General features: G+C 31.7%; 28 protein-coding genes and 1 other annotated feature. Of the genes, 7 read left to right on the top strand and 21 right to left on the bottom strand.

Translation table 11 applies throughout. The features are described 5' to 3' along the window. Window positions 1-21: 21 nt before the first annotated feature. The 6 genes from ACFHWD_RS05330 to ACFHWD_RS05355 form a co-directional block, all read right to left on the bottom strand. Window positions 22-1,062, bottom strand: coding sequence for a 3D domain-containing protein (locus ACFHWD_RS05330; protein WP_150357470.1), 1,041 nt, complete (start codon window positions 1,060-1,062; stop codon window positions 22-24). 324 nt (window positions 1,063-1,386) lie between these two features. Beyond that, on the bottom strand, window positions 1,387-2,157 hold the full coding sequence (locus ACFHWD_RS05335) for a TatD family hydrolase (protein ID WP_179978148.1): 771 nt from the start codon (window positions 2,155-2,157) through the stop codon (window positions 1,387-1,389). Between the two features lie 109 nt (window positions 2,158-2,266). Further along, window positions 2,267-4,198 (bottom strand): methionine--tRNA ligase, encoded by a 1,932-nt coding sequence (gene metG / locus ACFHWD_RS05340; protein ID WP_229980725.1) that lies wholly within the window; start codon window positions 4,196-4,198, stop codon window positions 2,267-2,269. A 117-nt stretch (window positions 4,199-4,315) separates the two neighbouring features. Continuing rightward, window positions 4,316-4,572, bottom strand: a binding site (T-box leader). A 22-nt stretch (window positions 4,573-4,594) separates the two neighbouring features. Further along, entirely contained in the window at window positions 4,595-5,173 is a 579-nt protein-coding gene (locus ACFHWD_RS05345; RefSeq protein WP_150357466.1) for a uracil-DNA glycosylase family protein, read from the bottom strand. 78 nt (window positions 5,174-5,251) lie between these two features. Further along, the gene (locus ACFHWD_RS05350) at window positions 5,252-5,770 is read right to left on the bottom strand and encodes a spore maturation protein (RefSeq protein WP_150357464.1); all 519 of its coding nucleotides are present in this window, start codon (window positions 5,768-5,770) and stop codon (window positions 5,252-5,254) included. Between the two features lie 34 nt (window positions 5,771-5,804). Then, the gene (locus tag ACFHWD_RS05355) at window positions 5,805-6,380 is read right to left on the bottom strand and encodes a nucleoside recognition domain-containing protein (RefSeq protein ID WP_229980727.1); all 576 of its coding nucleotides are present in this window, start codon (window positions 6,378-6,380) and stop codon (window positions 5,805-5,807) included. 251 nt (window positions 6,381-6,631) lie between these two features. On the opposite strand from ACFHWD_RS05355, the gene ACFHWD_RS05360 reads away from it, so the two are divergent. Continuing rightward, complete coding sequence (locus tag ACFHWD_RS05360; protein ID WP_179978151.1) at window positions 6,632-6,874, top strand: metal-binding protein; 243 nt, start codon at window positions 6,632-6,634, stop codon at window positions 6,872-6,874. 101 nt (window positions 6,875-6,975) lie between these two features. Here the strand turns inward: ACFHWD_RS05360 and ACFHWD_RS05365 are convergent, their stop codons facing one another. After that, window positions 6,976-8,493 carry a glucosaminidase domain-containing protein gene (locus ACFHWD_RS05365; protein ID WP_179978152.1) on the bottom strand — a complete coding sequence of 506 codons (1,518 nt, stop codon included), beginning with the start codon at window positions 8,491-8,493 and terminating at the stop codon, window positions 6,976-6,978. Window positions 8,494-8,567: 74 nt separating this feature from the next. Beyond that, window positions 8,568-9,479: a polysaccharide deacetylase family protein gene (locus ACFHWD_RS05370; RefSeq protein WP_179978153.1), complete on the bottom strand. Its 912-nt coding sequence runs from the start codon at window positions 9,477-9,479 to the stop codon at window positions 8,568-8,570. Window positions 9,480-10,187: 708 nt separating this feature from the next. Between ACFHWD_RS05370 and ACFHWD_RS05375 the strand changes: the two genes are divergently transcribed. Together ACFHWD_RS05375 and ispF are read left to right on the top strand one after the other, a co-directional pair. After that, window positions 10,188-10,373 (top strand): hypothetical protein, encoded by a 186-nt coding sequence (locus ACFHWD_RS05375; RefSeq protein ID WP_150357455.1) that lies wholly within the window; start codon window positions 10,188-10,190, stop codon window positions 10,371-10,373. 92 nt (window positions 10,374-10,465) lie between these two features. Beyond that, window positions 10,466-10,954: a 2-C-methyl-D-erythritol 2,4-cyclodiphosphate synthase gene (ispF, locus tag ACFHWD_RS05380; protein ID WP_150357453.1), complete on the top strand. Its 489-nt coding sequence runs from the start codon at window positions 10,466-10,468 to the stop codon at window positions 10,952-10,954. A 17-nt stretch (window positions 10,955-10,971) separates the two neighbouring features. Here the strand turns inward: ispF and ACFHWD_RS05385 are convergent, their stop codons facing one another. After that, a complete protein-coding gene (locus ACFHWD_RS05385) occupies window positions 10,972-11,550 on the bottom strand; it encodes a DUF1836 domain-containing protein (protein WP_150357495.1) in 579 nt (192 codons plus the stop codon). 335 nt (window positions 11,551-11,885) lie between these two features. Between ACFHWD_RS05385 and ACFHWD_RS05390 the strand changes: the two genes are divergently transcribed. Genes ACFHWD_RS05390 through ACFHWD_RS05400 form a run of 3 tightly spaced genes read left to right on the top strand, consistent with a single transcriptional unit; the run spans window position 11,886 to window position 13,785 of the window. After that, on the top strand, window positions 11,886-12,455 hold the full coding sequence (locus ACFHWD_RS05390; protein ID WP_150357451.1) for a hypothetical protein: 570 nt from the start codon (window positions 11,886-11,888) through the stop codon (window positions 12,453-12,455). A gap of 17 nt (window positions 12,456-12,472) precedes the next feature. After that, complete coding sequence (locus tag ACFHWD_RS05395) at window positions 12,473-13,123, top strand: PspA/IM30 family protein (RefSeq protein ID WP_150357449.1); 651 nt, start codon at window positions 12,473-12,475, stop codon at window positions 13,121-13,123. 8 nt (window positions 13,124-13,131) lie between these two features. Then, complete coding sequence (locus ACFHWD_RS05400; protein ID WP_150357447.1) at window positions 13,132-13,785, top strand: DUF1292 domain-containing protein; 654 nt, start codon at window positions 13,132-13,134, stop codon at window positions 13,783-13,785. Window positions 13,786-13,973: 188 nt separating this feature from the next. On the opposite strand, the gene ACFHWD_RS05405 is transcribed toward ACFHWD_RS05400, so the two are convergent. Then, window positions 13,974-15,365: an HDIG domain-containing metalloprotein gene (locus tag ACFHWD_RS05405; RefSeq protein WP_378060933.1), complete on the bottom strand. Its 1,392-nt coding sequence runs from the start codon at window positions 15,363-15,365 to the stop codon at window positions 13,974-13,976. A gap of 457 nt (window positions 15,366-15,822) precedes the next feature. On the opposite strand from ACFHWD_RS05405, the gene ACFHWD_RS05410 reads away from it, so the two are divergent. Beyond that, window positions 15,823-16,068, top strand: coding sequence for an AbrB/MazE/SpoVT family DNA-binding domain-containing protein (locus ACFHWD_RS05410; protein ID WP_150358710.1), 246 nt, complete (start codon window positions 15,823-15,825; stop codon window positions 16,066-16,068). A 208-nt stretch (window positions 16,069-16,276) separates the two neighbouring features. Here ACFHWD_RS05410 and ACFHWD_RS05415 read toward each other — a convergent pair whose 3' ends face one another. The 11 genes from ACFHWD_RS05415 to ACFHWD_RS05465 all read right to left on the bottom strand — a co-directional run bounded on the left by ACFHWD_RS05415 (window position 16,277) and on the right by ACFHWD_RS05465 (window position 24,877). Beyond that, window positions 16,277-17,353, bottom strand: coding sequence for an NlpC/P60 family protein (locus ACFHWD_RS05415; RefSeq protein ID WP_229980730.1), 1,077 nt, complete (start codon window positions 17,351-17,353; stop codon window positions 16,277-16,279). 297 nt (window positions 17,354-17,650) lie between these two features. Continuing rightward, window positions 17,651-18,496, bottom strand: coding sequence for a 16S rRNA (cytidine(1402)-2'-O)-methyltransferase (gene rsmI / locus ACFHWD_RS05420; RefSeq protein ID WP_229980731.1), 846 nt, complete (start codon window positions 18,494-18,496; stop codon window positions 17,651-17,653). After that, complete coding sequence (locus tag ACFHWD_RS05425; protein WP_229980732.1) at window positions 18,493-19,254, bottom strand: tRNA1(Val) (adenine(37)-N6)-methyltransferase; 762 nt, start codon at window positions 19,252-19,254, stop codon at window positions 18,493-18,495. Before ACFHWD_RS05425 ends, rsmI begins: the two co-directional genes overlap by 4 nt. Before the next feature lie 172 nt (window positions 19,255-19,426). Next, on the bottom strand, window positions 19,427-20,233 hold the full coding sequence (locus ACFHWD_RS05430) for a flagellar motor protein MotB (protein ID WP_150358706.1): 807 nt from the start codon (window positions 20,231-20,233) through the stop codon (window positions 19,427-19,429). Further along, window positions 20,230-21,024: a flagellar motor protein gene (locus ACFHWD_RS05435; protein ID WP_150358705.1), complete on the bottom strand. Its 795-nt coding sequence runs from the start codon at window positions 21,022-21,024 to the stop codon at window positions 20,230-20,232. Before ACFHWD_RS05435 ends, ACFHWD_RS05430 begins: the two co-directional genes overlap by 4 nt. Before the next feature lie 351 nt (window positions 21,025-21,375). Further along, on the bottom strand, window positions 21,376-21,549 hold the full coding sequence (locus tag ACFHWD_RS05440; protein WP_106010910.1) for a DUF362 domain-containing protein: 174 nt from the start codon (window positions 21,547-21,549) through the stop codon (window positions 21,376-21,378). Window positions 21,550-21,636: 87 nt separating this feature from the next. Then, window positions 21,637-21,840, bottom strand: coding sequence for a heavy-metal-associated domain-containing protein (locus tag ACFHWD_RS05445; protein ID WP_150358704.1), 204 nt, complete (start codon window positions 21,838-21,840; stop codon window positions 21,637-21,639). Between the two features lie 11 nt (window positions 21,841-21,851). Beyond that, window positions 21,852-22,757 carry a stage 0 sporulation family protein gene (locus tag ACFHWD_RS05450; protein WP_150358703.1) on the bottom strand — a complete coding sequence of 302 codons (906 nt, stop codon included), beginning with the start codon at window positions 22,755-22,757 and terminating at the stop codon, window positions 21,852-21,854. Window positions 22,758-22,764: 7 nt separating this feature from the next. Beyond that, window positions 22,765-23,709 carry a DNA polymerase III subunit delta' gene (locus ACFHWD_RS05455; protein WP_150358702.1) on the bottom strand — a complete coding sequence of 315 codons (945 nt, stop codon included), beginning with the start codon at window positions 23,707-23,709 and terminating at the stop codon, window positions 22,765-22,767. Between the two features lie 15 nt (window positions 23,710-23,724). Then, entirely contained in the window at window positions 23,725-24,054 is a 330-nt protein-coding gene (locus ACFHWD_RS05460; protein WP_150358701.1) for a cyclic-di-AMP receptor, read from the bottom strand. Between the two features lie 133 nt (window positions 24,055-24,187). After that, window positions 24,188-24,877, bottom strand: a complete 690-nt coding sequence (locus ACFHWD_RS05465) for a deoxynucleoside kinase (protein WP_179978157.1) — start codon at window positions 24,875-24,877, stop codon at window positions 24,188-24,190.

Genomic DNA, 24,877 nt, shown 5'->3' on the forward strand with positions numbered 1-24,877 from the left:
AAAAAATAGGAGCGCCTGCTCCTACCCAATTACGTAAACATTAACCCATTTCACGCCCCAATTGATAGCTTCTGATCCTGAGTTAAAAAATAGATCTACTCTATTACCTTTAATTGCTCCGCCTGTATCTTCTGCTATGGCATAGCCATAGCCCTCTACATAAAGTCTTGTACCAAGTGGTATTACTCTAGGATCAACTGCTATAGAACTATAATTGCCAATACTTCTTTTTGCAACAGTTCCTGAAGCTGTTATGCCAAACGCCGGATCTCCAGGTCTCTTACCTGTACTTTGATAATCTGCAGTATATGCAGTTGCTCTCATTTTAATGTGTCTGGCATAATTAGTACTTCCCCCTCTTGAAAGAGTACTGTTAGCTAATGTGCCTATAGCCACTACTTTTTGCACAGGCTCCTTTTTCACAATTTCTCTTATTATCTTTCGGGAAACCTCCTTACCATCCTCATATATTACCCTTGTTGTAATCTCTTTTTCACCCTTTTGTCCTTCTCGTAAAAGCCTTTTAGCTCCGTATTTAACTTGTGCATCACTTTTCAAAACTGTTTCATACTCTATCGGTCTACTTTCCCTCAGCTCCTTAATTTGGACCCTAGTCACTACTATTTTCATTCCTTTTACAATAGCATGCTCTCTAGACGGATATATTTTATCCATGTTTGAGGTTTTAATATTTTCATTTTCTAACAAATTCTCAACATTATCTTCTGCTGACTCTATACTTAATTTTTTACCATCAACTGCTACTTCAACTTTTACTGCCCTTTTAATTATCAGTTTACTTTTATCTTTCACTTCACTGTCTAGACTAGGTATTACCTTATCCCTCGGTCCTATTTTAATTCCATTACTGGTCAAAACCTTTCCATAGTTATGGCTGAATGTAACAGCCTTTATATTCTTACCATCTACTGAAATTGTCACCGTTTTTTTTATACTAAACATTACTAAAACCAAAATTACTAAACTTATAGATATAACAAATTCTATTCTAGGACCACGGGGAAAATATTTCTTCAAGCAAGCTTTAAACTTCTCCACCATAAAAATACCTCCTCTGGGCAAAAGCGACATATCCCATTATAAATGGAATCTAAATTCATGTCAAATATCACCCTGTATAAAACTGTTTTTCAAAATATCAATGCATCCTATGCATAAAACTTATAAATAAAATACTTATTTATGATTGCAATATAAAAATGATCCCTATTCCAGAATCTCCCATATAGTTTTTTATTTGAATCACAGTTTTTATTATCTTTTGGTGGTTTTTTATATAGACTATGTTATAACTACAAATTTAATTACTAAAATATACAATTTAAATAAAAAATGCTAAAACCTCTTTCCTATTTTACACTATTATTACAAATTAAGCAAGTGCTTTGTATTGGAAATTGTTATTTTACTTATTTCCTCTATTTCTAATTCTTTTATTTCTGCAATTTTACTCATAATAAATTGGATATACTCAGATCTATTTCTTTTACCTCTAAAGGGAACTGGTGTCATATAAGGGCAGTCAGTTTCAACTAAAATCCTATCAACTGGTACTTCCCTTGCTACATTTATCACTTTTTTTGCATTTTTAAAAGTCACTACTCCCGTAAAACCTATATAATACCCTGATTTCAAACACTCTCTTGCAAATTCAACGCTTCCTGAAAAGCAATGGATCTCACCGATAACATCCTTAAACTGCTTTATTATATTCAGGGTATCCTCATGAGCTTCCCTATCATGTATAATTACGGGCAAATTCAATTCTCTTGCCAGCTCCATCTGTCTTATGAATACAGCTTTTTGTACATCCCTCGATGGATTTTCTCTATAATAATAATCAAGACCTATTTCTCCTATAGCCCTTACTTTTTTATTTTTGGCCAGTTCTCGTAATTCTTTTATTGTATCATCATTAAATTTGTATGCATACTCTGGGTGTATTCCAACAGCTGCGTAAAATATATCATACTTTTTCGTCAATTTTACAGAGAACCTAGAACCCTCTATGGAAGAACCACAGTTTAGTACTCCCACTATATCGTGATCTTTAAGCTCTTTTATGACTTGATCTCTGTCTTCATCAAATTCTTCATCATCATAATGTGAATGTGCATCAAAAATGCTTATATTCAATTTTTACCCTCCTCACATTCAAATCTCTTTATTTTAATTACAACAAAATACTATCAAATTTCCATAAATTTTGATAGTATTTTGTCTGATTATAATATCAAATTTTGTTTTAGCTTATTGTACTTCCTGCTGGAAGCTCTCCAGGAACAGATACGGTAAACAACTTTTTATTATCTTCCGATGCTGCAGACAAAATCATTCCCTGTGAAATCTCGCCTTTTAACTTTATAGGCTTCAGATTTGCTACGACAACTACATTTTTCCCAATAAGTTCTTCCGGTTTATAGTATTTAGCTATTCCCGAAACCACCTGTCGTTTCTCTTTTCCTAAATCCAATTGAAATTTAAGTAATTTATTTGATCCTTCTATAGCTTCACATTTCAATACTTTAGCCACTCTCAAATCAAGTTTTTCAAAATCATCTATACTTACTTCTTTCTTACAGGCTTTTGCTTTAGGTATATTTGTAGAATTCTGCTGCTTTAATGCGTTTAATTCCTCTATTTTTTTATCCAGATCTATCCTTGGGAACAAAATCTCCCCTTTATGAATTCTAGTTCCAGCTTTGGTGCCATCAAAAGACGCTATACTGTCCCAGGAAACGACGTCTGCATTAAGCTGTTTATACATCTTTTCACTGGTTTCAGGAAGGTATGGTGAAATGCAGATTGCTATTATTCTCAAAGATTCAGAGAGATTATAAAGTACAGTTCCCAGCCTGTTCTTTTTATCTGCATCCTTAGCTAATATCCAAGGTGTAGTCTCATCTATATATTTATTTGCCGCACTTACAAGTTCCCATATGCTGTCCAGTGCATCAGGTATCCTGAGATCATTCATATTTTTCTCCATTTTCTTAGGTGTATCAAGAGCTATATCTATAAGCTTACTGTCCACAGCTTCCTTTTCTGACGGCACTGGTATTATTCCATCAAAATATTTTTCTATCATAGTACAAGTTCTGGATAAAAGATTTCCCAAATCATTAGCCAAATCTGAATTGATCTTATTTATAAATATCTCATTATTGAATAATCCGTCGGCGCCAAATGGGATTTCTCTCAAAAGATAATATCTTACAGCATCTGTACCAAAATTATTCACTAAAACTACAGGATCCACAACATTCCCCTTAGACTTAGACATTTTTCCCCCATTTACCAAAAGCCATCCATGTCCAAATACCTTTTTAGGAATAGGTTCTCCTAACGCCATGAGCATTATAGGCCAGTAGATAGTGTGAAATCTCAGTATATCTTTTCCCACTAAATGCACATCTGCCGGCCAGTATTTTTTATATAATTCCTGATTTTCACTGCCATAACCCAATGCAGTTATATAATTTGCCAGTGCATCTATCCAAACATATATTACATGTTTTTTATCAAAAGTTACAGGTACACCCCAATTAAAAGATGTTCTTGAGACACATAGATCCTGAAGTCCAGGTTTCAAAAAATTATTTATCATTTCGTTTTTTCTGGATTCGGGCTGTATAAAATCCGGATGTGCTTTAATATAATCTATAAGCTTTGGAGCATATTTTGACATTCTAAAAAAATAAGCTTCCTCACTTGTCTTTTCTACAGGTCTTCCACAATCGGGGCATTTCCCATCTACCAATTGAGTTTCAGTCCAGAAGGATTCACAGGGTGTACAGTACCAACCTTCATACTTTCCCTTATATATGTCTCCCTGATCATACAATTTCTTAAATATTTTTTGAACTGCCTTTACATGATAATCTTCTGTAGTCCTTATAAACTTATCATAACTTATATTCATCATTTTCCACAGTTCTTTGATACCAGCCACTATTTCATCTACATACTCTTTAGGGCTCACTCCTTTGGCCTCTGCCAATCTTTGAATCTTCTGCCCGTGCTCATCAGTGCCAGTTAAAAGCATGACATCATACCCAGTAAGTCTTTTGAATCTAGCAAGAGCATCTGCCGCTACAGTAGTATAGGTATTTCCTATATGAAGATTTGCAGATGGATAATAAATAGGTGTAGTAATATAATAAGTTTTTTTAGTCATATTTTTCTCTCCTTTTTCTCTTAATTTTATGTGAATACAAAATATTCTATAGTAAAATAAATGTATTTTTAGCAGCAACAGGCTTAAAAAAGCCTCTATATGAAGAAAATATCTTCATATAGAGGCGCAAATACGCTTTACCACTCTATTTTATTTTTATTTTACAATAAAAACCTCAACAGGTAACTAAAATCCAGAACATCAAGATTATCTATTACCCTGCACTATAACGGCTGCTGCCGTGTCACTCTACTATTATTTCAAACAGCCTGCTCTGGAGCCATATTCATAAGTTGTTTTATCTTCGACTTTCACCAAATTGTCGATTCTCTTCGCATAAATTAACTTACTACTCTTTCCTTCACCGCATTTAACAATATAATATGTCATATATTTTTAGCTGTCAATATTTTTGTTATCAAAAGTTTCTTCATATTTTTTCTTTATGTTTTTCAAGTCTTCCCAAAACGCATCCTTTTTATTCTCATCTCTAAGCACTGCAGAAGGATGGAAGGTAGCAGTCATATAAAATCCTTTTCTTTCCACCCATTTTCCCCTGTCTCTTGTAATTCTCCAATCTCTTCCCAGTATACAGTTCATAGCAGTTGCTCCAAGACAGACAATTATTTTAGGTTTTACCAGTGCCACTTGATTCCTCAAATATGGAATACAGGCCTCTTCTTCATGTCCATAAGGTGTCCTGTTGTTTTCCGGCCTGCACTTGCAAATATTACATATGTAATAATCATTTTTTCTATACAGGCCTATGGATTCAAGGGCTCTGGTCAAAAGCTGCCCGGCCCTTCCTACAAAAGGCAACCCGGTTCTATCCTCATCTGCACCAGGTGCCTCTCCTATAAACATGATTCTTCCCCTAGGATTGCCGTCCCCAAAAACCATATTGGTTCTATTGTCACCTAAACCGCACTTATGGCAATTTACACATTCTTCATATAATTCCTTCCACTTTAGCAATTTAATTCTCACCTCAAACTATACCTATCAATTATATTATATATTATACAACTAATATGATTTTATAGGAATACTACATTAAAACATAATTCTAGTTATCGTAACTGCAGCTATAACAGAAGCTATATCAGCCATTACAGCAGCCCATAACGTATGCCTTATCTTTTTTATCCCCACTGCTCCAAAATAAACTGTAATAGTATAAAATATAGTTTCTGTAGACCCCATGATTATAGAAGATATCCTGCCTATATAACTGTCTGGCCCAAATTCCTTTAATGTCTCAGCAAATACTCCTAAAGCACCACTTCCCGATAATGGCTTTATAAGTACAAGGGGAACCACTTCTGGAGGAAGTCCTATGACTTTTACAACAGGCTTTATAAGAGATATGAAATAATTTAAAGCCCCAGATTCCCTGAACACTCCTACTGCTATTATCATAGCCAGTAAGTATGGAAATATCTTGATACATATTCCAATACCTTCCTTTGCCCCTTCTATAAAACATTCATAGACTTTAACCCCTTTGGATACTCCATATGTAATTATAACAAATATTATTATAGGTATTATAGCCTTTACAATGTATTCCAAATCATTCTCCCCCTTTTGTTCCCCTAAATTTTAATCAAAAATATTTTTCCATTACTTTGCAGCATATTATTCCAACTATTGCTGCTACAGAAGTTGCTATTATGCCCGGCACTATAGTTTCCGCTGGATTTTTTGATCCAACAGCCGCCCTTATGGAAATAACCGTAGTAGGTACAAATTGTATACAGGCTGCATTTAATACCAGAAACAATGACATATCATCACTTGCTTCATCTTTTCTTTCATTTAACCGCTTAAGTTCTTCCATAGCTTTTATTCCAAATGGCGTAGCTGCATTAGATAATCCCATCATATTGGCAGTCAGATTCATAACTATTGCTCCAATGCTCTTTTCATCTCTAGCAGCTTTTTTAAACAATATTTTTAAAATTGGTTTCATTATTTTAGCTATTCTCCCCATGAGCCCACTTCTTTCTGCTATTTTCATAACACCGCACCATAAGCACATTATACCTGCTAGACTTATGACAAGTTTTACCGTTGAATCTGAAGATAAAATAATAGCTTTAGATATTTCTTCTCCCCTTCCCCCCAATACTCCGAAGCATATTCCAAAAGATAAAATAAAAAACCATATAATGTTAATCACAATATTTCACCTCTTTAAATTAAACCTGGCAGCGTTTGGACAAATATTACATCCTAATTACTTTTTATATATTTAATATATGATATATTCTGCATATATAAGCCTATTTATTAGAACAAGCTTATGTTTCTAATGCTCATGCTAGTCTAATTTCTATAATACTCTTTTTAAAAAGCCCCTTCATTCTATTGAAAATACCCTTTAAGAGTGTTAAATTTATATTATGATAATTTTTTTATTGGAGGCTACTAATGACCATTAAAGATATGATGAAATATATTGAAAGTGAATATTCTGTTATAAATGATACTCCTTGTGAAATATGCGGCGGAGACTACATAGCTAAGGATTCAGATGTAGCTGTGATTAATGGTATCCCCTATGACATATGTGACTGTATTTGTTCCGAATGCGGTCATGAAAAGACGTTTCAATTTTGCGCTCCTTTCGTAAAGGATAAGAATACGAAAAATATAAAAAACATATTAAATTAATTGAAATATAATACAGATTATTTCCTAAAAATGAAAAGACAGTCTTGAAATAAAAAATATTTTTATTTCAAGACTGTCTTCTTATTTTATACATCTCAATGTTATTTTTTTAATCTAGGTATTTCAAACTTTAAATTGACATTGGATCCCGACAATATATCCTGCAATGACTTTATATTAGATATCTGCTTATAAGCCCAGGCTATATCCGTGGCATATTGATGTTGTCCTGGATTAGCAGGATCCCACCTCATTTTATAAAGCGTGTCCTGATTGTATGAAGGATTATTTATGTACTGAGCTGCTATCCATTTGGCACCTCCACTGAGAGCCTTTTCCGGGGTGTCCCATCCATTTTCATAAGCTGTTTTAGTTCCATTGAGCACAGCATCTTCGCCTGTAGCCCCTATGCCGAAAAAATTGTATACAGCCTTACCATAAACATACTTATTTTTGCTGTCACGAGCTCCACCATTTGCAAGTTGTGATTCACCGTTTCCAGTTTCAAGCATGGCATGTGATACCAAATAAGCCACGCTTATATTATTATTTTCGGCTGCATCCAAAAAAGATTGTCCCATTCCTTCGAAAATCCCTTTTCCCTTTAAAAAATTATTCAAACTGTCCACTGTGATTCCATCTTCATATGTAAGTTTCAAAAACTGATATTTACCATAGCTGTCTAAAAAATTATCGGGATTTACATAATACTTTATTTGGTTTTTCGAAGCTGCATTATCCATTGCAGTGTCAGCTACAAATACAGGAGTACTATTACTGTCTAAATTTACCTGAGTATTAACTATGTCATCCAGAGATAAATTATAATCTACATAATCGCCAGAATTTACATCAATACTGTCTACACACCTGAAATAATCTATATAGTAGTTATCATAATCTGTATTGGCATCTCGATGTGCTCCTGGAGCTCCCGTTCTTTTCACATAGATAATTGCCTTATATTTCTCTCCATTAGACCCCGAACTCAATGTCTTCAAAGATGTTATTTTCCCATTTTCCTCACTGGTATAACCACTGGTAAGTTCTGTATAGGATTCTCCCGCTTCATTTTGTGCATTTACAAATACTCTATACTGAACACTTGTCCCATTATTACCGTTTAGAAAAAATCCCTGCTTTTGAGATGATAAAAGTGGTGTATACTCAAACTGATTAGAACTTATGCTTGGAAGATCCGGATAATTTGTCCCATCAGAATAGGCATTATCTGTAACAAACTGTAAAGTCACAGAATTATTCAGCTTTTTTCCCGATGCTGATTCTATTGAACCACTTATGGTAAGATTGTACTTTTCCCCCGGCTCATATCCGCCTGTTCTAGGGCTCACTATTGCAGTCGTGGGATCACTTCCCAAAGTTACCATCACCGGTACTGTAACATTTTTCCCATCTATAACATGCGTAACAGATATATTGGAACTATTTACAGTACTTGGATTCAGGGCTCTACTAAATTTAACAGTCCACTCTTTATTGGTGTCTATATTCACTCTAGGAGTTCCAACTGAAGATTGTGCCAACGTCTTAAATTGGAAGATTAAAATTGTAAAAGCCACTCCCAAAATAAATACTTTTATTTTTTTCCCTTTACTCAATTTTTCCGCCTCCACAATGATATATTATCACTTAATCACAAAAATTTTTAACTATTTTTTCAAAATGTGTTAATTCAATTTGAAATATTATATTTTTCATTTGTCAATCGTCTTTTAAACTCCTCCATTTTATGGTTTGCACTTATATAAACTCTACTTAATGTATATAATCCTTCATTTTTATTAGCCCATCCCGATGCTGTGGTAAAAGCTAATTTATATCCTGCAGCCTTTACAGCTTTTACAGTATCTCCATTCCATTCCCCATAGGGATACGCAATATAATTCACTCTTTTACCCAATAATTTTTCCAAAAAATTTTTGGAATTTTTTAATGTACTTAACTGTTCATTATAAGTCAGTTTATCCAACTTATCATGATTTACTGTATGACTTTCAATATCTATACCATAGTGTTCCATCTCTCTCAACTGGCTTGAAGTTAAGATATTTTTTCCATTATCTATTGCACCTGTAATTATAAATATAGTAGCTTTAAATCCGAATTCTTTTAATATTGGAAAAGCATTTTCATAATTATCCTCATATCCATCATCTAAAGTTATAACCACCGATTTTTTTGGTATAGGCTTATTGTAGGCTAAAAAATTATAGAACTCATTCATAGTAAGAGTAGTATATCCATTGTCCCTTAAAAACTTCATCTCCTCTCTAAATTTTTCCTTTGGAATTCTCAATTCATTTCCTTTTTCATAATCTATTGAATGATAATATAATACTGGAATAGACTGGGTGTTGTATTTTAAATCTCCTCCCGTAAATATCCTATCCTCAGCTATATTCAATTGATTAGCATTGTCATTTATATTTTTTTTTTCAGTCTGATGATCTATCTTCGAATTTACTTTATTGCCGCTTTTTTCCCCATAGTTCCTATTACAATTTTGAATTTTATATATACTATAGGCTGCAGCTGCAGCAAAAAATATTAAAATTATTGTAATTAAAATTTTTTTATGTATCATCCTTTTCACTTTCCCGACACATATTATTTTATCCGAAGGCTACCATTGCCAATACTCCCAACTTTCTAAAGGAAGATAGGCACTGCTGAGCGTCTGGATAAGCTCATTCTTAGGTTCGCAGTAACTTGCTTACAAGAAAAAACTTTTTCAAGAACCTTAAAAGAACTTTGATGTGCTACGTTTCCATTTTATAATAAAACTATCATATAAGGCAATTTAATATTAAACCTATACATTCTACCATTTATTATAATATATATATGCTTGATTAGTAAAACAAAATTTTTACTTATACACATTATCCACACATATTTTGTTTATAACCTGTTATTATTTATTTCTTTTCTATTTTCAATAATTAATTTGTCTTATTTTATTGTAAATAACTTGTTACTTATACACATTATACACATTTTTGTGGACAACATGTGTATAATTTTTAAATTATAGTAACCAAATTAGAGCAATCTTCATATAATATTATTATCCACACAATTACAAAGCTCATAGATTACAAGTTAACATTTCCTAATACAAAGTAATATACCTTTCTATCTCACAAAATTGAGGGGATTTACCATCTCCTCAATTTTTATGATCTCAATATAAAAATAATAAGAATATTTTTCATAATTTTCTTAACACTTCTTTATTTTTATGATATTATAAAAGTAAAGAAATTCTTTTAATGAAAGGTGGGGCTAGTTTATGAAAGATAACGTTATCAAAGTGGATTTTTCAAAAAATGTTAAGAAAAAGGATATGTCATTTTTATCTTCAGCAAAATTATTTTTATCAAAATTATTTAGCTCTGCAAATAAAACTCCTAAAGAAACCACGACAAAAGATAAAGACACTAAAAAAATAATATATTATTCTAAGGATATATCTTAAGGTGCTTTGTAAATGCACCTTTTTATTATATATGATAAAATACAATAAAGTAATTCTTACTAAAATTAAGTTTATTCACAGGAGGATTAATCATGAGAATTGGACTTGGATATGATGTTCACAAATTAGTTTATAATAGACATCTTATATTAGGTGGAGTAATCATTCCCTTCAACAGGGGATTACTTGGTCATTCTGATGCTGACGTACTCACTCATGCAATAATGGATAGTTTATTAGGAGCTTCCTGTCTAGGCGATATTGGTAAGTACTTTCCAGATCAGGATGAAAGATACAAAGATGTATCTAGTCTCAGCTTATTATCTAAAGTATTGGATTTAATTAGAGATAATAACTATATTATAGAAAACATAGATTCTACCATAATAGCTGAAAAACCCAAGTTATCACCTTACATCAAATATATGAGAGCAAATATAGCCAGAACATTAAACATAGACATATCTTCAATAAGCATAAAGGCCACTACTGAAGAAGGGTTAGGATTTACAGGAAAAGGGGAAGGCATAGCTGCTCAAAGTATATGTCTATTGAATAAAAATTTGTCTGCTTTAAAATAAACAGAAACATAAAGTTCTTATTTATCTTCATAATTATTAACTATATTTTGAACTAATTTCTTAATCGCACTTGCCTGGCAGATCAAAGACATAACTACGAAAAATACCATTATTCTCTCTTCTTCTTTTCCCTCAATTTTCAAGTGCATATTTTTCATTATATTCTGAAACTTTTTTTCATTAAAACTTTCTTTTGCCATCAAATCTTTAAGACTGTTTTTCTGAAGATCTGAAAATATCTTATATGCATCTTCCCAGGATATTATATCATCTTCTCCATTATTTATCTCATTAAAAGCCAATGCAAACACTTTCTTTATTTCTTCTGTTGTCAATATAGGCCTCATATAGCTTAACAGAATAAGCTGAGTTAGGTGAACTTTTGTATATCCTCTTTTTTTCCCGTCTTCCGGTTTAGATATAACTTCATTTTTAATATAATTCTGCACTATGTTATTGGTATAGTTTTCTTCCTCAAATTTATCATTTAAATAATCTATAACCTGAGATAAAAACAAATCATATCTCGGTAAATCTTCATAAGGTATTATTGTATTATTTGATATGTTTTGCGCTATTTTATTTATATATTTCATTTCAAAATTTTGCTCATTCAATTTTTACAACCTCCCAAATAACATATTCATCAGCACATTAAAATTTCTATTATTTAAACTCAATTTATACTAATATTATATGGCATATTTATAATCTTTACAAACTAAACATTTATAAAATACATAAAAATATAATATTTTTACAAGTAAATCGTCTTAAGTTACCTAAAATAAGTTAATTTAAGACTTGTTATGTGTTATTTAATACTATATAATAAATAACATAACGATATTGAATTGTGCATTGTGAATTGTTCTAGTAGCTATCAACCAAATATTATGTTACTATGAAAGAGATGTGAGGACTTAAGGGGGTGACTAAAATTAAGCATAATAAAAAATACTTTATTATATCATTATTGCTTACTTTCCTATTTCTATCAGCAGGTATTTTTAACATACAGTCCGCTAATTTAGTTGTAAACAATAATTCCAGTATTGTTTATGCCAAAGGTTCACACTCCAGCGGACACGGTTTTGGAACTTCTATTTCACATATTAGTAGTTCAAAATCTTCCGGAGGTAATTTTAAATCAGGTAGTTTTTCTTCACCTAAGTCTACCTTTCATAAAAGCTCCAGTGGTAACAGCTCTAGTGGAAATTTTAAATCAGGTAGTTTTTCCAATGCACCTAATTCTTCTTCAAAATCCAGCAATGACAAAGCCAGCAGCAGCACTTCTCAGTCTAAGGGAAACTATAACAATGAAAGCAGAAGATCTTTTTTCCCTATACCAATTCCCATACCCTGGGGATATAATAACGGATATTATGGAGGAAGCAGTCTTTTAGCAAGTTTTTTCTGGGGTTTTGCTAAGTTTGTAATATTAGTACTCATAATAATTTTTATCATAAATAGAATAAATAAATTTAAAAGGAAAAGATAATTTAAGGAGGATTTTTTATGGGCGTGTTGAAGAGAATATCCAATATTTTCAGAGCAAAGGTAAATGGCACTTTAGATGAAGTGGAGAACCCCATTGAATTACTGGATCAAAAATTAAGAGATATGGAGGACAGTTTAAATAAAGCTAAATTATCTTCAGCTCAAATATTGGGAAATGTTCACGAAATTGAAAAAAAGATGGAAGAATCAAAGAGAATATCTGCTGAATTCGACGGCAAAGTAAAACTTGCCCTAAGTAAAGGAAATGAAGAATTAGCTAAAAAGGCTCTTGCTAGAAAATTAGAGGCTGATAAAAGCTATACATCTCTTGAGGCAAGTTACAAAGATGCCTGCGAAAAAGCTGAATCAGTAAAAGTCAAATTAAAGGAACTAGAAGAGGAAATTCACAAAACCAGAGTATACAGAGATGAAGCTGCCGCAAGATTTAACAATGCTGAAGCCAGTAAAAAAGTAAATGAAATAATGGCCAATGTAGATACGGGGAACAATAGGATAAACTTAGATGATATCGAAAGAAAAATTCAAAAGAAAGAAGCTCTAGCTGAAGGACTTGGAGATTTAAAGGAAGAAGATACTTTGGAGAAGGAATTTGAAAAATTAGATGAAGTTGATATTGATGAAGAATTAAAAAAATATAAGCAAAATTAGGTGATATCATGGATAAAGTTCATCAATTTATAAAGCTTCAAAAGAATAAATACGGGAAAATATTTGTGGATATAACCTATGCTATAGACAATATTTCACCTTTTGTAGATAAAAAAATCTTGACCAGGCGAAAATATACTGCCAAAATAGCAACTTTAAAAAAATATATAGAACTAATAGAGGCTGCGGAAAGTGACCTTAATACAAAAAATTTTTTTAAAAGATTAAACGCAGATAAATATATTTCTCTATTGGAATCCTATAAAAATGACCATTTAGAATCTTTATCACAACTTGAAAAATGCGCTGATTGCGAATGCCTAAACTGTACCGCTGACTGTAAATTTGACAGCTGCCTGGGATGTAAAAGCGGCTCAAACATCATATATTGTGACAGGGAAAAAATAAATTTAACAAAACATGATAATTTTTCAATTAATCTTGTAAATAATAGGACTGGTGAAAATGACAGATATTTTGTTCTCGCTACATTACAAGATATAAAATTGGATAAAAAGTATATTATAATTAAAAATATAGTGTCCAAGGAAAAGTTTATACTTTATTATTATCCTGGAATTTCTGAAGACAGTTATGGAGAAATTACAGATGCTCACGAGTTTGATTTTATAGTTTCTACTTTTCAAAGTGTAGATAAGTAATTTTTCCATTTTATTCCAAAATCTATAATATAGTTTATAATTCCAAATACTTGTCCACAAAAATCACAACTTTATGCACATTTTCTGTGGATAAGTCACATTATTGATATTATTGTACTTACAACAATTTAATGGAGAGTTATCCACACCGTGGATAACTCTTGTTGTTAATACTTCTTCAATGTACTTTAAAATGGCTGTGATTTTAAATAATCAATTGCCTCTCTTCTATTATTTATTTTTCCCAAATATCTAAGTCTGTGGATATCTTCAAGAGCAATTTTCACAACGGGACCTTCCTGCCCTAAAATTTTTACAACATCTTCTCCATTCAAAAGTCTATCTTCCTTCATTTTACAGTAAAGTTTATATTCTTTTAACATATATTCAATAAATATTTTAAACCTTTCTTTTTCATTTTGCCTATCTAGATTCATTCTAGTAGCATAATTATCACAAAATGCAGTAGTAAGTATTCCAATTGCGCATATGCCATAATTGTAAAAAAACTTGTAGGTAGCTTTTTTACTGTTAAAAGCTTCGTTTTTAAAAAGTCCCAGTGGATACATATGTCCCTTTACTATACTTTCTATATATTTTTCTGCTCTTTTAGGAAATTTCAAATTATCGCAAAAAGCCTTACATATGCTGGCTCCCTTTATATCATGTCCATGAAAACTTATTTTATTATTCTCCTTTTTATAAGCTTCATATTTACCTATATCATGCAAAAAACAAGCCAGACTTAGATATTCTTTAAGACTAAATTCCCCTATTCTACAATCAAAGATACTTAAATCCAAATTCCTCAACTTAATTTTTTCCCTTAAAATATCTTTAAATACTCCATATGTCAAATTCATATGCGTGAATACATCTTCCATATGATATTTGCATTTTCCTATGGTTTTTAACTCGTCTATATAGGGTATAATGTTTTTTAGTATTCCGTAATTATCCATAGTTTCAAAAGCTATCCCCAGTTGATCTTCTTTTATTATAAGCATTATCTCCCTACAAATTCTTTCTTTAGGTGATTCCATTATTTTATCCGATATTTTTTCAATCTGCTTTTCCGTCTCCAAATTAAAATGCATTCCACATTTTATATAAAACCTTATGCCTCTCAATATCCTAACAGGATCCTCTTCCAAACTTTTATCGCTTACACTTTTAAGTATTCTACTTTTCAATGCTCTTCTTCCATAAAATGGATCAAATATTTTATTGTGGATAACTCTCATAGCTATCGCATTTACAGTAAAATCTCTGGTTCTTAAATCTTCCTCGATAGAATTACCCCTCATAGATGAAATATCTATTGTATTTTCACCTAATACACATCTATATATACCTACACTTTCTTTTATAGTGAAAAATCTATATCCTTTTTTACCAATTTCCTTTATAAATTGATGAATATCTCCCTTAATTACGAAATCTGCATCTTTAGGTTCAGCCTTTATATTCATCAATTTGTCTCTTACATATCCACCTACTAGATAAATTTCTAATTCCATATTATTTACTATTTCTCTCAAATCATAAATAAACTTTTTCAAATAATTCAAATCAATCACCTACTCCTCTATTATTTTACCATATAAAATAATTTATTTTATAATATTAGCAAAAACTCCAGCTTATATTTTTTATTACAAATAGCATACTCAATTAAAAACTATAAAATTATTTCGACACATAATATTGAATTATCCATTTAATTACTATTTTATTTATAAATATTTGTTATAATTTTATTCATAATTACCTTCAACATTATCTTTATTTTATCTCTATCCATATTAATTTTATCCTTAACCCCCAATATTAGCCCACTTTCAAAGTGTATATCAGAAATCAAAGCACCTTAATTATTATTGACTTTTGTATATTTTGGTAGTATATTAACTTTAGATGGAATTTCATAAGAAATTTGTAAAATATTTTATGAAAATATGTTGACTTTTAATGTAATTTTTGCTATTATTTAATTGTAGTTATGTCGAATTATGGAATTAAAGGAGGAGAGCACAAATGAAATCTACTGGTGTTGTTCGAAGAGTGGACGAGCTGGGAAGAATTGTAATTCCTATAGAATTAAGGAGAACTTTAGACATTGCTGAAAAGGATGCCTTAGAAATATATGTTGATGGTGAACAAATTATATTAAAGAAATACGAACCAGCATGTATTTTCTGCGGTGATGCAAGGGATGTAGTAAATTACAGAGGTAAAAATATTTGTAAGAAATGCTTAAATGAACTAAGAGAAGGCAAGTAATATCTATTAAAAAAGCTGATATGGAAATTTCATATCAGCTTTTTTGAAGTCCATTTATATCTATAATACACTAACTATCTATCACCATAAATATAAAAAAAAGACATAGCTAAACTCTGTAAAATACCACTGAAATTTAACTATGTATGTATATTTTTTATTTAAATATGTCTAAATTCCTAAATATATTAATATTATACTTTATTGACTACCTGACCCTTCTTCCACCGCTAAAATCCGATCTATTATCCAAAGGATCTATGGATACATTTCTTCCGGTTCTAGGCGCATTAATAAATGATCCATTACCCACATATATTCCCACATGATGTGCCGGTGAACCGAAAAACACCAAATCACCAGGTTGAAGCTGACTTCTAGACACAGGCACTCCAACATTTTGCTGTGCCTGTGAAGTTCTTGGAAGATTAATTCCGAAATGTGCATATACGTAGTAAACTAACCCCGAGCAATCAAAGCCCGATGGTGAAGTTCCTCCCCAGACATAGGGAACCCCTAAAAAATTAGAAGCATATGCTACTATTGCATTTGAAGATACTGATGCGCTTCCACCTCTTGAAATACTCTGATTTGAGCCAGTAATTCTTGGTGCCGCATTTCTAATCTGCTGTACATTATTTGCTGCCGAAGCAATTAGCCTTGAAGTTTCTCCATCTGCTGCTGCAAGTTCCTTTTCTTTAGCGTCCAAAGATGTTATCAATGCGGTTTGACTGTTTTTATCGCTTTTAAGCTTGGACAATTTTTCTTCATTATCGGACTTCAATGCTAAAAGCCTTTTATTTTCACTATTTAATTTTTCCTTTTGGGCAGATAATTCTTCTTTTTTATCTGTTAAGTTCGATATAACGCCCTTGTCAAACCCCATCACTTTTGCTACATTATCCAATCTAGATATGAAATCATTTAAATTGTCAGCGTTTAGTATTACACCTAAATAACTATCCACGCCATTTATGTACATAGCCCTTACTCTTTGATTAAATACTTTCTGCTGGCTTTTTATATCCTTTTCCGTTGACTCCATCTTCGTCTGCGTGTTTTCTATATTATCAGAAACTTTGCCAATATCTTTTTTATTATTGTCAATTTGCTGTATAACTTGTCCTATCTCATCATCTAATTTTTCAACTTTAATCTCCAAATCCTGTTTTTGCTGTTTAACTTGAGTCAGTGAACCCGAATTACCCGATGCTGCAAAAACACTTGTCCCTGTTGACAATGCCAATGTTAGAGCCATTGCAACAGATAAGGTCTTTCTATTCAATTTATCTACCTCCTACTAATATATTTTTAAATTACCCCTTCCAAATTATAAATTTGGGCTCCCACATTAAATAAATTTAAAATGATACTCCTAGGAGCATAATTTTAAATTTAAAAGTAACATATGTTTATTATAGCATTAAATCATAGTATATCTCAACGCCTGTAATAAATTTTTCTTAAAAATATTAGATTTCTTTAATAAAACCCGGTTATTTATTGAAAATCTGATTGTTTTTAAGTAATATTATTAACAATATGGAAATTGTGTCCAGCACCATCTTGCATTCATTTTCAATTATTGTAAATTAATAGAATGGATATATATGTCAGATTTAGAAACATTTCTATCCTTAGCTACTTTTTTCACGGATTCTTTCTTGCTCAATCCTACATCCATATACATTTTTATATGCTCTTCTACAGACAAATTTATCCACTTTTGTCTTTTTTCTCTCATAAATTCTTCTTCACTTTTGCCCTTTACTACAATTACAAATTCTCCTCTTATCTCTCTATTTTCATAATAATTTAGTATTTCCTCTAAAGTGGATCTCAATATTTCTTCATGAATCTTAGTAAGCTCTCTACAAACAGCTGCATATCTATTACCCAAAGCAGTTCTCATCTGTTTTAAAGTATTCAATAATCTATGTGGAGCTTCATAAAATATCAGTGTTTCTCTTCTTTCAGCCATATCTTCTAAAATGCCCATCTTACTTTTAACATCTCTAGGCAAAAAACCAATGAAAATGAATTTTGAAGTATCTAATCCTGAATAAACTAAGGCTGTAGTAACAGCAGTAGCTCCAGGAATTATTTCAAAATTCATTCCATATTTTATACAATTGCGCACCATAATGCTGCCTGGATCCGATATACCAGGGGTTCCGGCATCACTTATCAAGGCTATGTTATATCCATCTTTTAATTTTTTAATCAGTTCCATAGATTTTTCATTTTCATTATATTTATGATAGCTGACAAGTGGTTTTTTTATATTAAAATGATTTAATAATTTCAAACTGTGCCTTGTATCCTCAGCAGCTATTAAATCCACATTTTTAAGTACCTCTAATCCACGTAAGGTTATATCCTGTAAATTACCTATAGGAGTTGCCACCAAAAAAAGTTTCCCCATCATCTACCATATCCTTTCTTACTTCTTCCATATATTTTATCTATTTCATCTGTATAACTTCCGTCCAATTTATGTACATACAGCGGTGCATCCCATTTTAAAAAACGGCCCGCATTGTTCTGTCCTTTTATTAATACCATATTGGGAGCTTTGTTTATATTGGGATGAACCATCCTTATAAATTTAGGCTCAATCTTATATTTCCTCATGGTACATATAATATCTGCAAATCTATCAGGTCTATGGATCATATAAATCTTTCCATTATCTTTTAAAACAATTTTAGCAGCTTTTATAACATCCTCTAGATCGCAGCAAATTTCATGTCTGGCAATGGCATCCTCGTCTTTTAAACTCACAATTCCAGAATCCTTTAATTTATAAGGTGGATTTACAGTAACTACATCCGCTTTAGGTAGAGTTTTTAGATATTTCAAATCCTTTAAATCTCTATGGATAAACTCAATTTTCCCCTGTACATCATTTAATTGCACAGACCTATTGGCCATATCTACCATGTCTTTTTGTATCTCTATTCCGATTATTTTACCCACAGGTGTTTTTCCCACCAGTATAAAAGGAATTATACCAGTACCGCTGCATAAATCTATTACACTTGCATTTCTCTTTATATCGGCAAAATTAGCAAGCAAAACTGCATCTATTCCAAACCTAAAGGTACTTTTTTTCTGAATTACATATAGTCCCTTTAATTGCAGATCATCTAAGGTTTCATCTTCTTTTAAGAAAGTACTATTCAAATTCAATACCTCATTTCTAATCTAACTCACAGTTTTCACTATATCAAAAATTTTCATTACTTGATATTTATAATTATGATTTAAATAAATAACACTGTCAATCCACTGTTTTTTTTAAATACTCTAAAATAAAAATCCCTAGATAAACATTCCAGGGAATAGTAGTTCCATTTTACTTATTACTTTTTGTAGTATTTTGACTTTCTGTATTATCTTTACTTCCAGAGGACTTTGAACTTGAACTGTTATTTTCAACTGCATTAAATTTGCTGTTTAATATGATTACATCCACCCTCCTATTTTTAGCCTTTCCTGTTTCATTAGAATTATCAGCAATAGGTCTGTATTCACCATATCCAATTGCTGAAAGCTTTTGAGGTTGAATTCCGGATTTTGCTATAAGAAATTCAGTAACATTGGATGCCCTATCACAGGATAATTTCCAGTTAGAAGAGTATTCACTATTACTAATAGGCACATTATCCGTATGTCCTTCTATTCTGATATAATTACCCAATTGATTCAAAATCTTGCCCATTTCCGTAAGCTCCTGTTGAAATTGTGGTTTTATATCCGCTTTGCCCGTATCAAATAATAAAGTATCATTCATGCTCACTACTAAGCCTCTTTCGTCTACAGTAGTGGATACGTCTTTACTCATTCCATTTTCCTTAAGATATTTATCTACTTGTGCTTTTAATTCTGATAATTTTTTTTCTTCATCTTGCGTAGAATTCAAATTATCCATTTTGTTTACATTTTCCTTAATACTGGGATTATCCTCACTGCCTATTATAGTTTTGCCTCCTCCCATAGCCACACTTAGGGATTCAGAAAGCTGCTTGTATTTGGTCTGATCTACCTGGCTCATGGAATACATAACAACAAAAAATATCATAAGCAGTGTTATCAAGTCAGAATAAGTTAGCATCCATCTTAGGCCCTCTGGCTTTTTTCCCGGCTTCCTCATTCTTTTCATATCTCAGCCTTCCCTTCTAATGCCTCATATCTCAATAACTCCTCTTTATTTAAGAAACTCTTTAATTTTTCCGCTATCGTATTTGGATTTATTCCCTCTTGAATATAGAGCACACCTTCAATAATAAGTGTCTTTTCTTTTACTTCTCTCTCATCTGCCTGTTTCAGCCTACTTCCTATAGGAAGCCATAAAAGATTTGCAGATCCAATACCATATAATGTAGCTAAAAATGCCACCGCTATTTTTGGTCCTAAGGTAGAAGTATCCTCCAAATTTCCTAAAACATGAACCAGTCCCATAACTGTACCTACAATACCCATAGTAGGTGCATACCCGCCCGCACTTTCAAATATATCAGCACCTTCTCTATGCCTTTCAGACGTAGAATCAAGTTCTAATTCCAATATGCTTCTCACAGCCTGCGGATCCACTCCATCTACAACAAGCTGAAGACCCTTTTTTATAAAAGGATCCAAATTTGGATCATTAGACACTTCGCTTTCTAGGCTCAATAATCCATTTTTTCTTGTTTTGTAGGATACATCCTTAAAATATGAAATTAAAGCTGGTAAATCTGTTTTTCTGGGATTAAAAAGCACCTTAAATATTTTGGGAATTCTTTTTAATATATCCATTGGGAAAGATAGTCCTGTAGCACCAATTGTTCCTCCAAAAACTATTATGGCTGCAGTAGCTCCTAAAAGTGCAGTTGCCTGTCCACCTTCTATTATATAACCAACTACTACTGAAAGTATCCCAAAAAACAAAAATATAATAACAGATATATCCATTTTTTCTCCTCCATCTAGTTAATTTAATCCTCGCCTTTAGTTTACACTTATTATGTCTATATAAATATTCGTATAAAATTTTATACTCTTTACCGTTAATGTAACATTATACGAAGATATAAATTTATTCATATCTGTTAATTTTTTAACGTTCATAGTACTTACACCTTTTATCCTAACGCTCCCTCTTTATTATAAAATTCAAAATCCAAAGTACAAGGTGCAAAGAACAAATATCAATTAAAGAGCATTTCCTGTTAGCGAACACCATCTGAACCTAAGAATCACTTGATAAATTAAATACTTGTCCAAATTAAAAAGACCACCATATTTAGGCAGCCTTTTTAAAGATTAATCCTCTTGAACTGGTGCTCCTACTGGACAAACATTAGCACAGTTTCCGCACTCTATACAGGTATCTGCATCTATTACAAATTGGGTATCCCCTTGACTTATAGCATCAACAGGGCATTCTGAAGCACATGAGCCACAACTTACACAAGCATCTGTAATTTTATATGCCATTTACGTCACACCTCCTTATGATCTTACAAGTTATTTATCCTATCCCTTGCTATTCTATCATATTTATAATTACTTTTAAAGAGAATTTTATAATACCATATACCCCATATCTTCAAGACATTGGATTATTTTATCCTTTGTTACAAAATAATTATCATATACTATGCTTACCTCACTCTTTTCTTTATTTATCTCAAAAGCAATAATTCCTTCATTATTAGAGATACAATATCTTATTTTATTAACATCCTCAGCAGTACGCATATCAGAAATTTTAAGTACAGACTTCATACGCCACCTCTCTACTCTTCCTTAAATAATTGTTTAATTACATCTGAATTTTCATTTCCCACATCAACTTCTATTTCCTCATCATTTATACTACCCTCAAATCCACCCGAAACCATTTCAATTTGATTTATCAATACTTCTTTTATCATATCCTCACCATCTTCATTTTTTATTTTAACTTTAACACTTTCCTTCACTACAGAATTACTCATAACTTCTCCCCTGCCATAAACCGTATTTACAACAGAACCTTTTTTCGGCAACCTTTGTCTTATTTTTTCATAAGCATCCTGCTCATAATTTAAACAGCACATAAGCCTTCCACATATGCCAGATATCTTAGTAGGATTCAAAGATAGGTTCTGTTCCTTCGCCATTTTTATGGATACAGGTACAAAATCTCCTAAAAATGCAGAGCAGCACATAACCCTACCACAGGGCCCCAACCCACCTATCATTTTTGCCTCATCTCTTACCCCTATCTGTCTAAGTTCTATTCTAGTTCTAAAAATCGAGGCAAGATCTTTCACTAATTCTCTAAAATCCACCCTTCCATCTGCAGTAAAATAAAATATCACCTTATTGTTATCAAATGTGTATTCTACATCTATAAGTTTCATTTTCAAGTTATGCTGTTTAATTTTTTCTAAACATATTTCAAAAGCTTCCTTTTCTCTTCTTTTATTATCATCATGTTTTTTTACATCCTCTTCTGTAGCTATTCTTAAAACATTTTTAAGAGGTGGAATTACATCGCTTTCATCTATATTTTTAGGTTTTATGACACATTTGCCAAATTCCATTCCCCTAGCCGTTTCCACTATTACATTATTTCCTTTTTGTACATTTAAATTAGCCGGTGAAAAATAATATATCTTACCTGCTTTTTTAAAGCGTACACCTACCACCATTACCATATTTCATTTATACCTCCTGCATTTTCACCAACATAGAATCAAAAACTAACGCTGGATTCACATTTTTCTCCAGTTTCTCTCTCGTATTCTTGACAATATCAATAATATCATTTAATTTATTAAATGAAAACATTTCTCCTATAGTCTTTATACATTCAAATTTATCCGCATTTATAATCAATTCTTGATTACCCGTTTCTTTATATATAAATACATCACGTATATATGATAAAATACAAGTAAGTGCTTCCTGCCATTCATCTTTCATATTAACCAAATAATTAGAAAATTTTAAAGAATACTCCAAATCATTATCCTTCAATTCTTTAAGCATATCTATAACGGTATCTCTTATCTCACATAAAAAAGAATCTGAAATGAATTTTTCTGCTCTTCCCGGTATCCCATCACTAAAAGCCAAGACAGCCTTAACTTCTTCTCCAGATAACTGGGGAAATCTATTTTTTAAGAATAGAAGCATATCCTCCTGACTTAATCTGTTAAATTTATACACCTGACATCTTGATTTTATTGTATCTAAAATACCATCTAACTTTTCACATAAAAGTATCATAAAACTTCCTGAAGGCGGTTCCTCTATAGTTTTTAACAATGCGTTTTGAGCCGCCTCCGTCATTTTATCAGAGTTATATAATATTATTACCTTTTTATCACCTTCATAAGGCTTTTTATTTATCTCTTCAACTATATCTTTTACTTCTTCTATCCCGATGGATTTTCTGCCTTTAGGTATTTTAAATTCAATTATATCAACATAAGGTTTTAACTCATTTTTGCCCAGTACCCTTATAGCCATCTCTTTAGCAATCATACTCTTTCCTATACCATCTTCTCCCACCAAAATATGAGCATGTGAAAATCTATTTAACTTTATAGAATTTGTTATCTGTAACTTTATACCCTGATGTCCTATTACTCTATAAGAGTCCACCAAATATTCCTCCCGTTAGATCTTTATAAATTTATCTACATCTACCACAAATATATTAGCTCCTCCAACTTCCACCTCCACAGGATATGGCATATATACACCTGTAGAACTAGCAACAGATGAAGGAGTTGTTATAATCTGCTTTCTAGTTTTACATACTTCTTCTATATGTCCTATTACTTTATCTACACTCTCTTCTTCAACACCTATTATCAAAGTGGTATTACCTGCCTTTAAAAAGCCTCCTGTAGTAGCAAGTTTAGTTACTTCAAATCCACCTTCTGTCAAAGTTTCTAGCAAATCGCCAGCATCGTCATCTTGAACAATAGCTATAATTAACTTCATGAGGTTTCCTCCTTCTCACTTTTTTTTATCTAAGGATCACTTTTTAAATTAACATAATAATTATAACATAATTTTGTCACATTATATGATCTCGGATCTTAATTCTAGTATATTCCTAAATTTCTTTATATATTTATTTTAATATATTTTTCACTAAAAAATATATATTTTTATGTATTTCATCTATACTTTTTATCCTCTTATCCTGTATACAAGAAACCTTATTCCAGTTATACTTACTAACAATATACAGCGCATTTTCATAGGATTTAATTAAATAATGATAGTTGCTTTCATGTATATCTTTTACAGAATTCCCTGTAAATTTATTGTCTCTATAAATAACAAGTTGTCTGCTGTATTCAGGGGGCATATCCAGAAATATCACACAATCCGGTACCGGAAGACCAAATATACAAAATTCGAAATTCCACAGCCACTCTAAAAACTTATTTTTCTCTTTAATATCATCAATTTTAGAAGCCTGGTGTATCATATTTGCCGTAGTATATCTATCTGCCAATACTATTCCACCCTGTTCGTAGAACTCTTTCCACTTCATCTTATAGGATGCAAACCTATCGACACCATAAAAAGTAGAAGCCACATAGGCGCTTACATCTTCGGGGTTTTTCCCGAAATCTCCATTTAAATACATTTTAACCAGAGCTGAAGATTGACTAGTATAATCAGGATATTCCACTTTTTTCACATTATATTTTTCATTCAGAAGTCTTTCATAAAGCATTTTTGTCTGGGTTGCCTTGCCGCTTCCATCACATCCTTCTATAACTATAAGTTTTCCCTTTAATGATGTGCTCAA

This window comes from Clostridium sp. MT-14 (assembly GCF_042436595.1).
Classification (GTDB): Bacteria; Bacillota; Clostridia; order Clostridiales; family Clostridiaceae; genus Clostridium_B; species Clostridium_B aromativorans.

Coding starts and splice junctions, on each gene's coding strand:
- ACFHWD_RS05395 (WP_150357449.1), top strand. CDS start 12,473: ATGGGCGTGTTGAAGAGAATATCCAATATTTTCAGAGCAAAGGTAAAT.
- ACFHWD_RS05440 (WP_106010910.1), bottom strand. CDS start 21,549: ATGGCATATAAAATTACAGATGCTTGTGTAAGTTGTGGCTCATGTGCT.
- ACFHWD_RS05330 (WP_150357470.1), bottom strand. CDS start 1,062: ATGGTGGAGAAGTTTAAAGCTTGCTTGAAGAAATATTTTCCCCGTGGT.
- ACFHWD_RS05450 (WP_150358703.1), bottom strand. CDS start 22,757: ATGGTAATGGTGGTAGGTGTACGCTTTAAAAAAGCAGGTAAGATATAT.
- ACFHWD_RS05370 (WP_179978153.1), bottom strand. CDS start 9,479: ATGATACATAAAAAAATTTTAATTACAATAATTTTAATATTTTTTGCT.
- ACFHWD_RS05360 (WP_179978151.1), top strand. CDS start 6,632: ATGACCATTAAAGATATGATGAAATATATTGAAAGTGAATATTCTGTT.
- rsmI (WP_229980731.1), bottom strand. CDS start 18,496: ATGATGGGGAAACTTTTTTTGGTGGCAACTCCTATAGGTAATTTACAG.
- ACFHWD_RS05385 (WP_150357495.1), bottom strand. CDS start 11,550: ATGAAATATATAAATAAAATAGCGCAAAACATATCAAATAATACAATA.
- ACFHWD_RS05375 (WP_150357455.1), top strand. CDS start 10,188: ATGAAAGATAACGTTATCAAAGTGGATTTTTCAAAAAATGTTAAGAAA.
- ACFHWD_RS05460 (WP_150358701.1), bottom strand. CDS start 24,054: ATGAAGTTAATTATAGCTATTGTTCAAGATGACGATGCTGGCGATTTG.
- ispF (WP_150357453.1), top strand. CDS start 10,466: ATGAGAATTGGACTTGGATATGATGTTCACAAATTAGTTTATAATAGA.
- ACFHWD_RS05410 (WP_150358710.1), top strand. CDS start 15,823: ATGAAATCTACTGGTGTTGTTCGAAGAGTGGACGAGCTGGGAAGAATT.
- metG (WP_229980725.1), bottom strand. CDS start 4,198: ATGACTAAAAAAACTTATTATATTACTACACCTATTTATTATCCATCT.
- ACFHWD_RS05430 (WP_150358706.1), bottom strand. CDS start 20,233: ATGAAAAGAATGAGGAAGCCGGGAAAAAAGCCAGAGGGCCTAAGATGG.
- ACFHWD_RS05400 (WP_150357447.1), top strand. CDS start 13,132: ATGGATAAAGTTCATCAATTTATAAAGCTTCAAAAGAATAAATACGGG.
- ACFHWD_RS05435 (WP_150358705.1), bottom strand. CDS start 21,024: ATGGATATATCTGTTATTATATTTTTGTTTTTTGGGATACTTTCAGTA.
- ACFHWD_RS05445 (WP_150358704.1), bottom strand. CDS start 21,840: ATGAAGTCTGTACTTAAAATTTCTGATATGCGTACTGCTGAGGATGTT.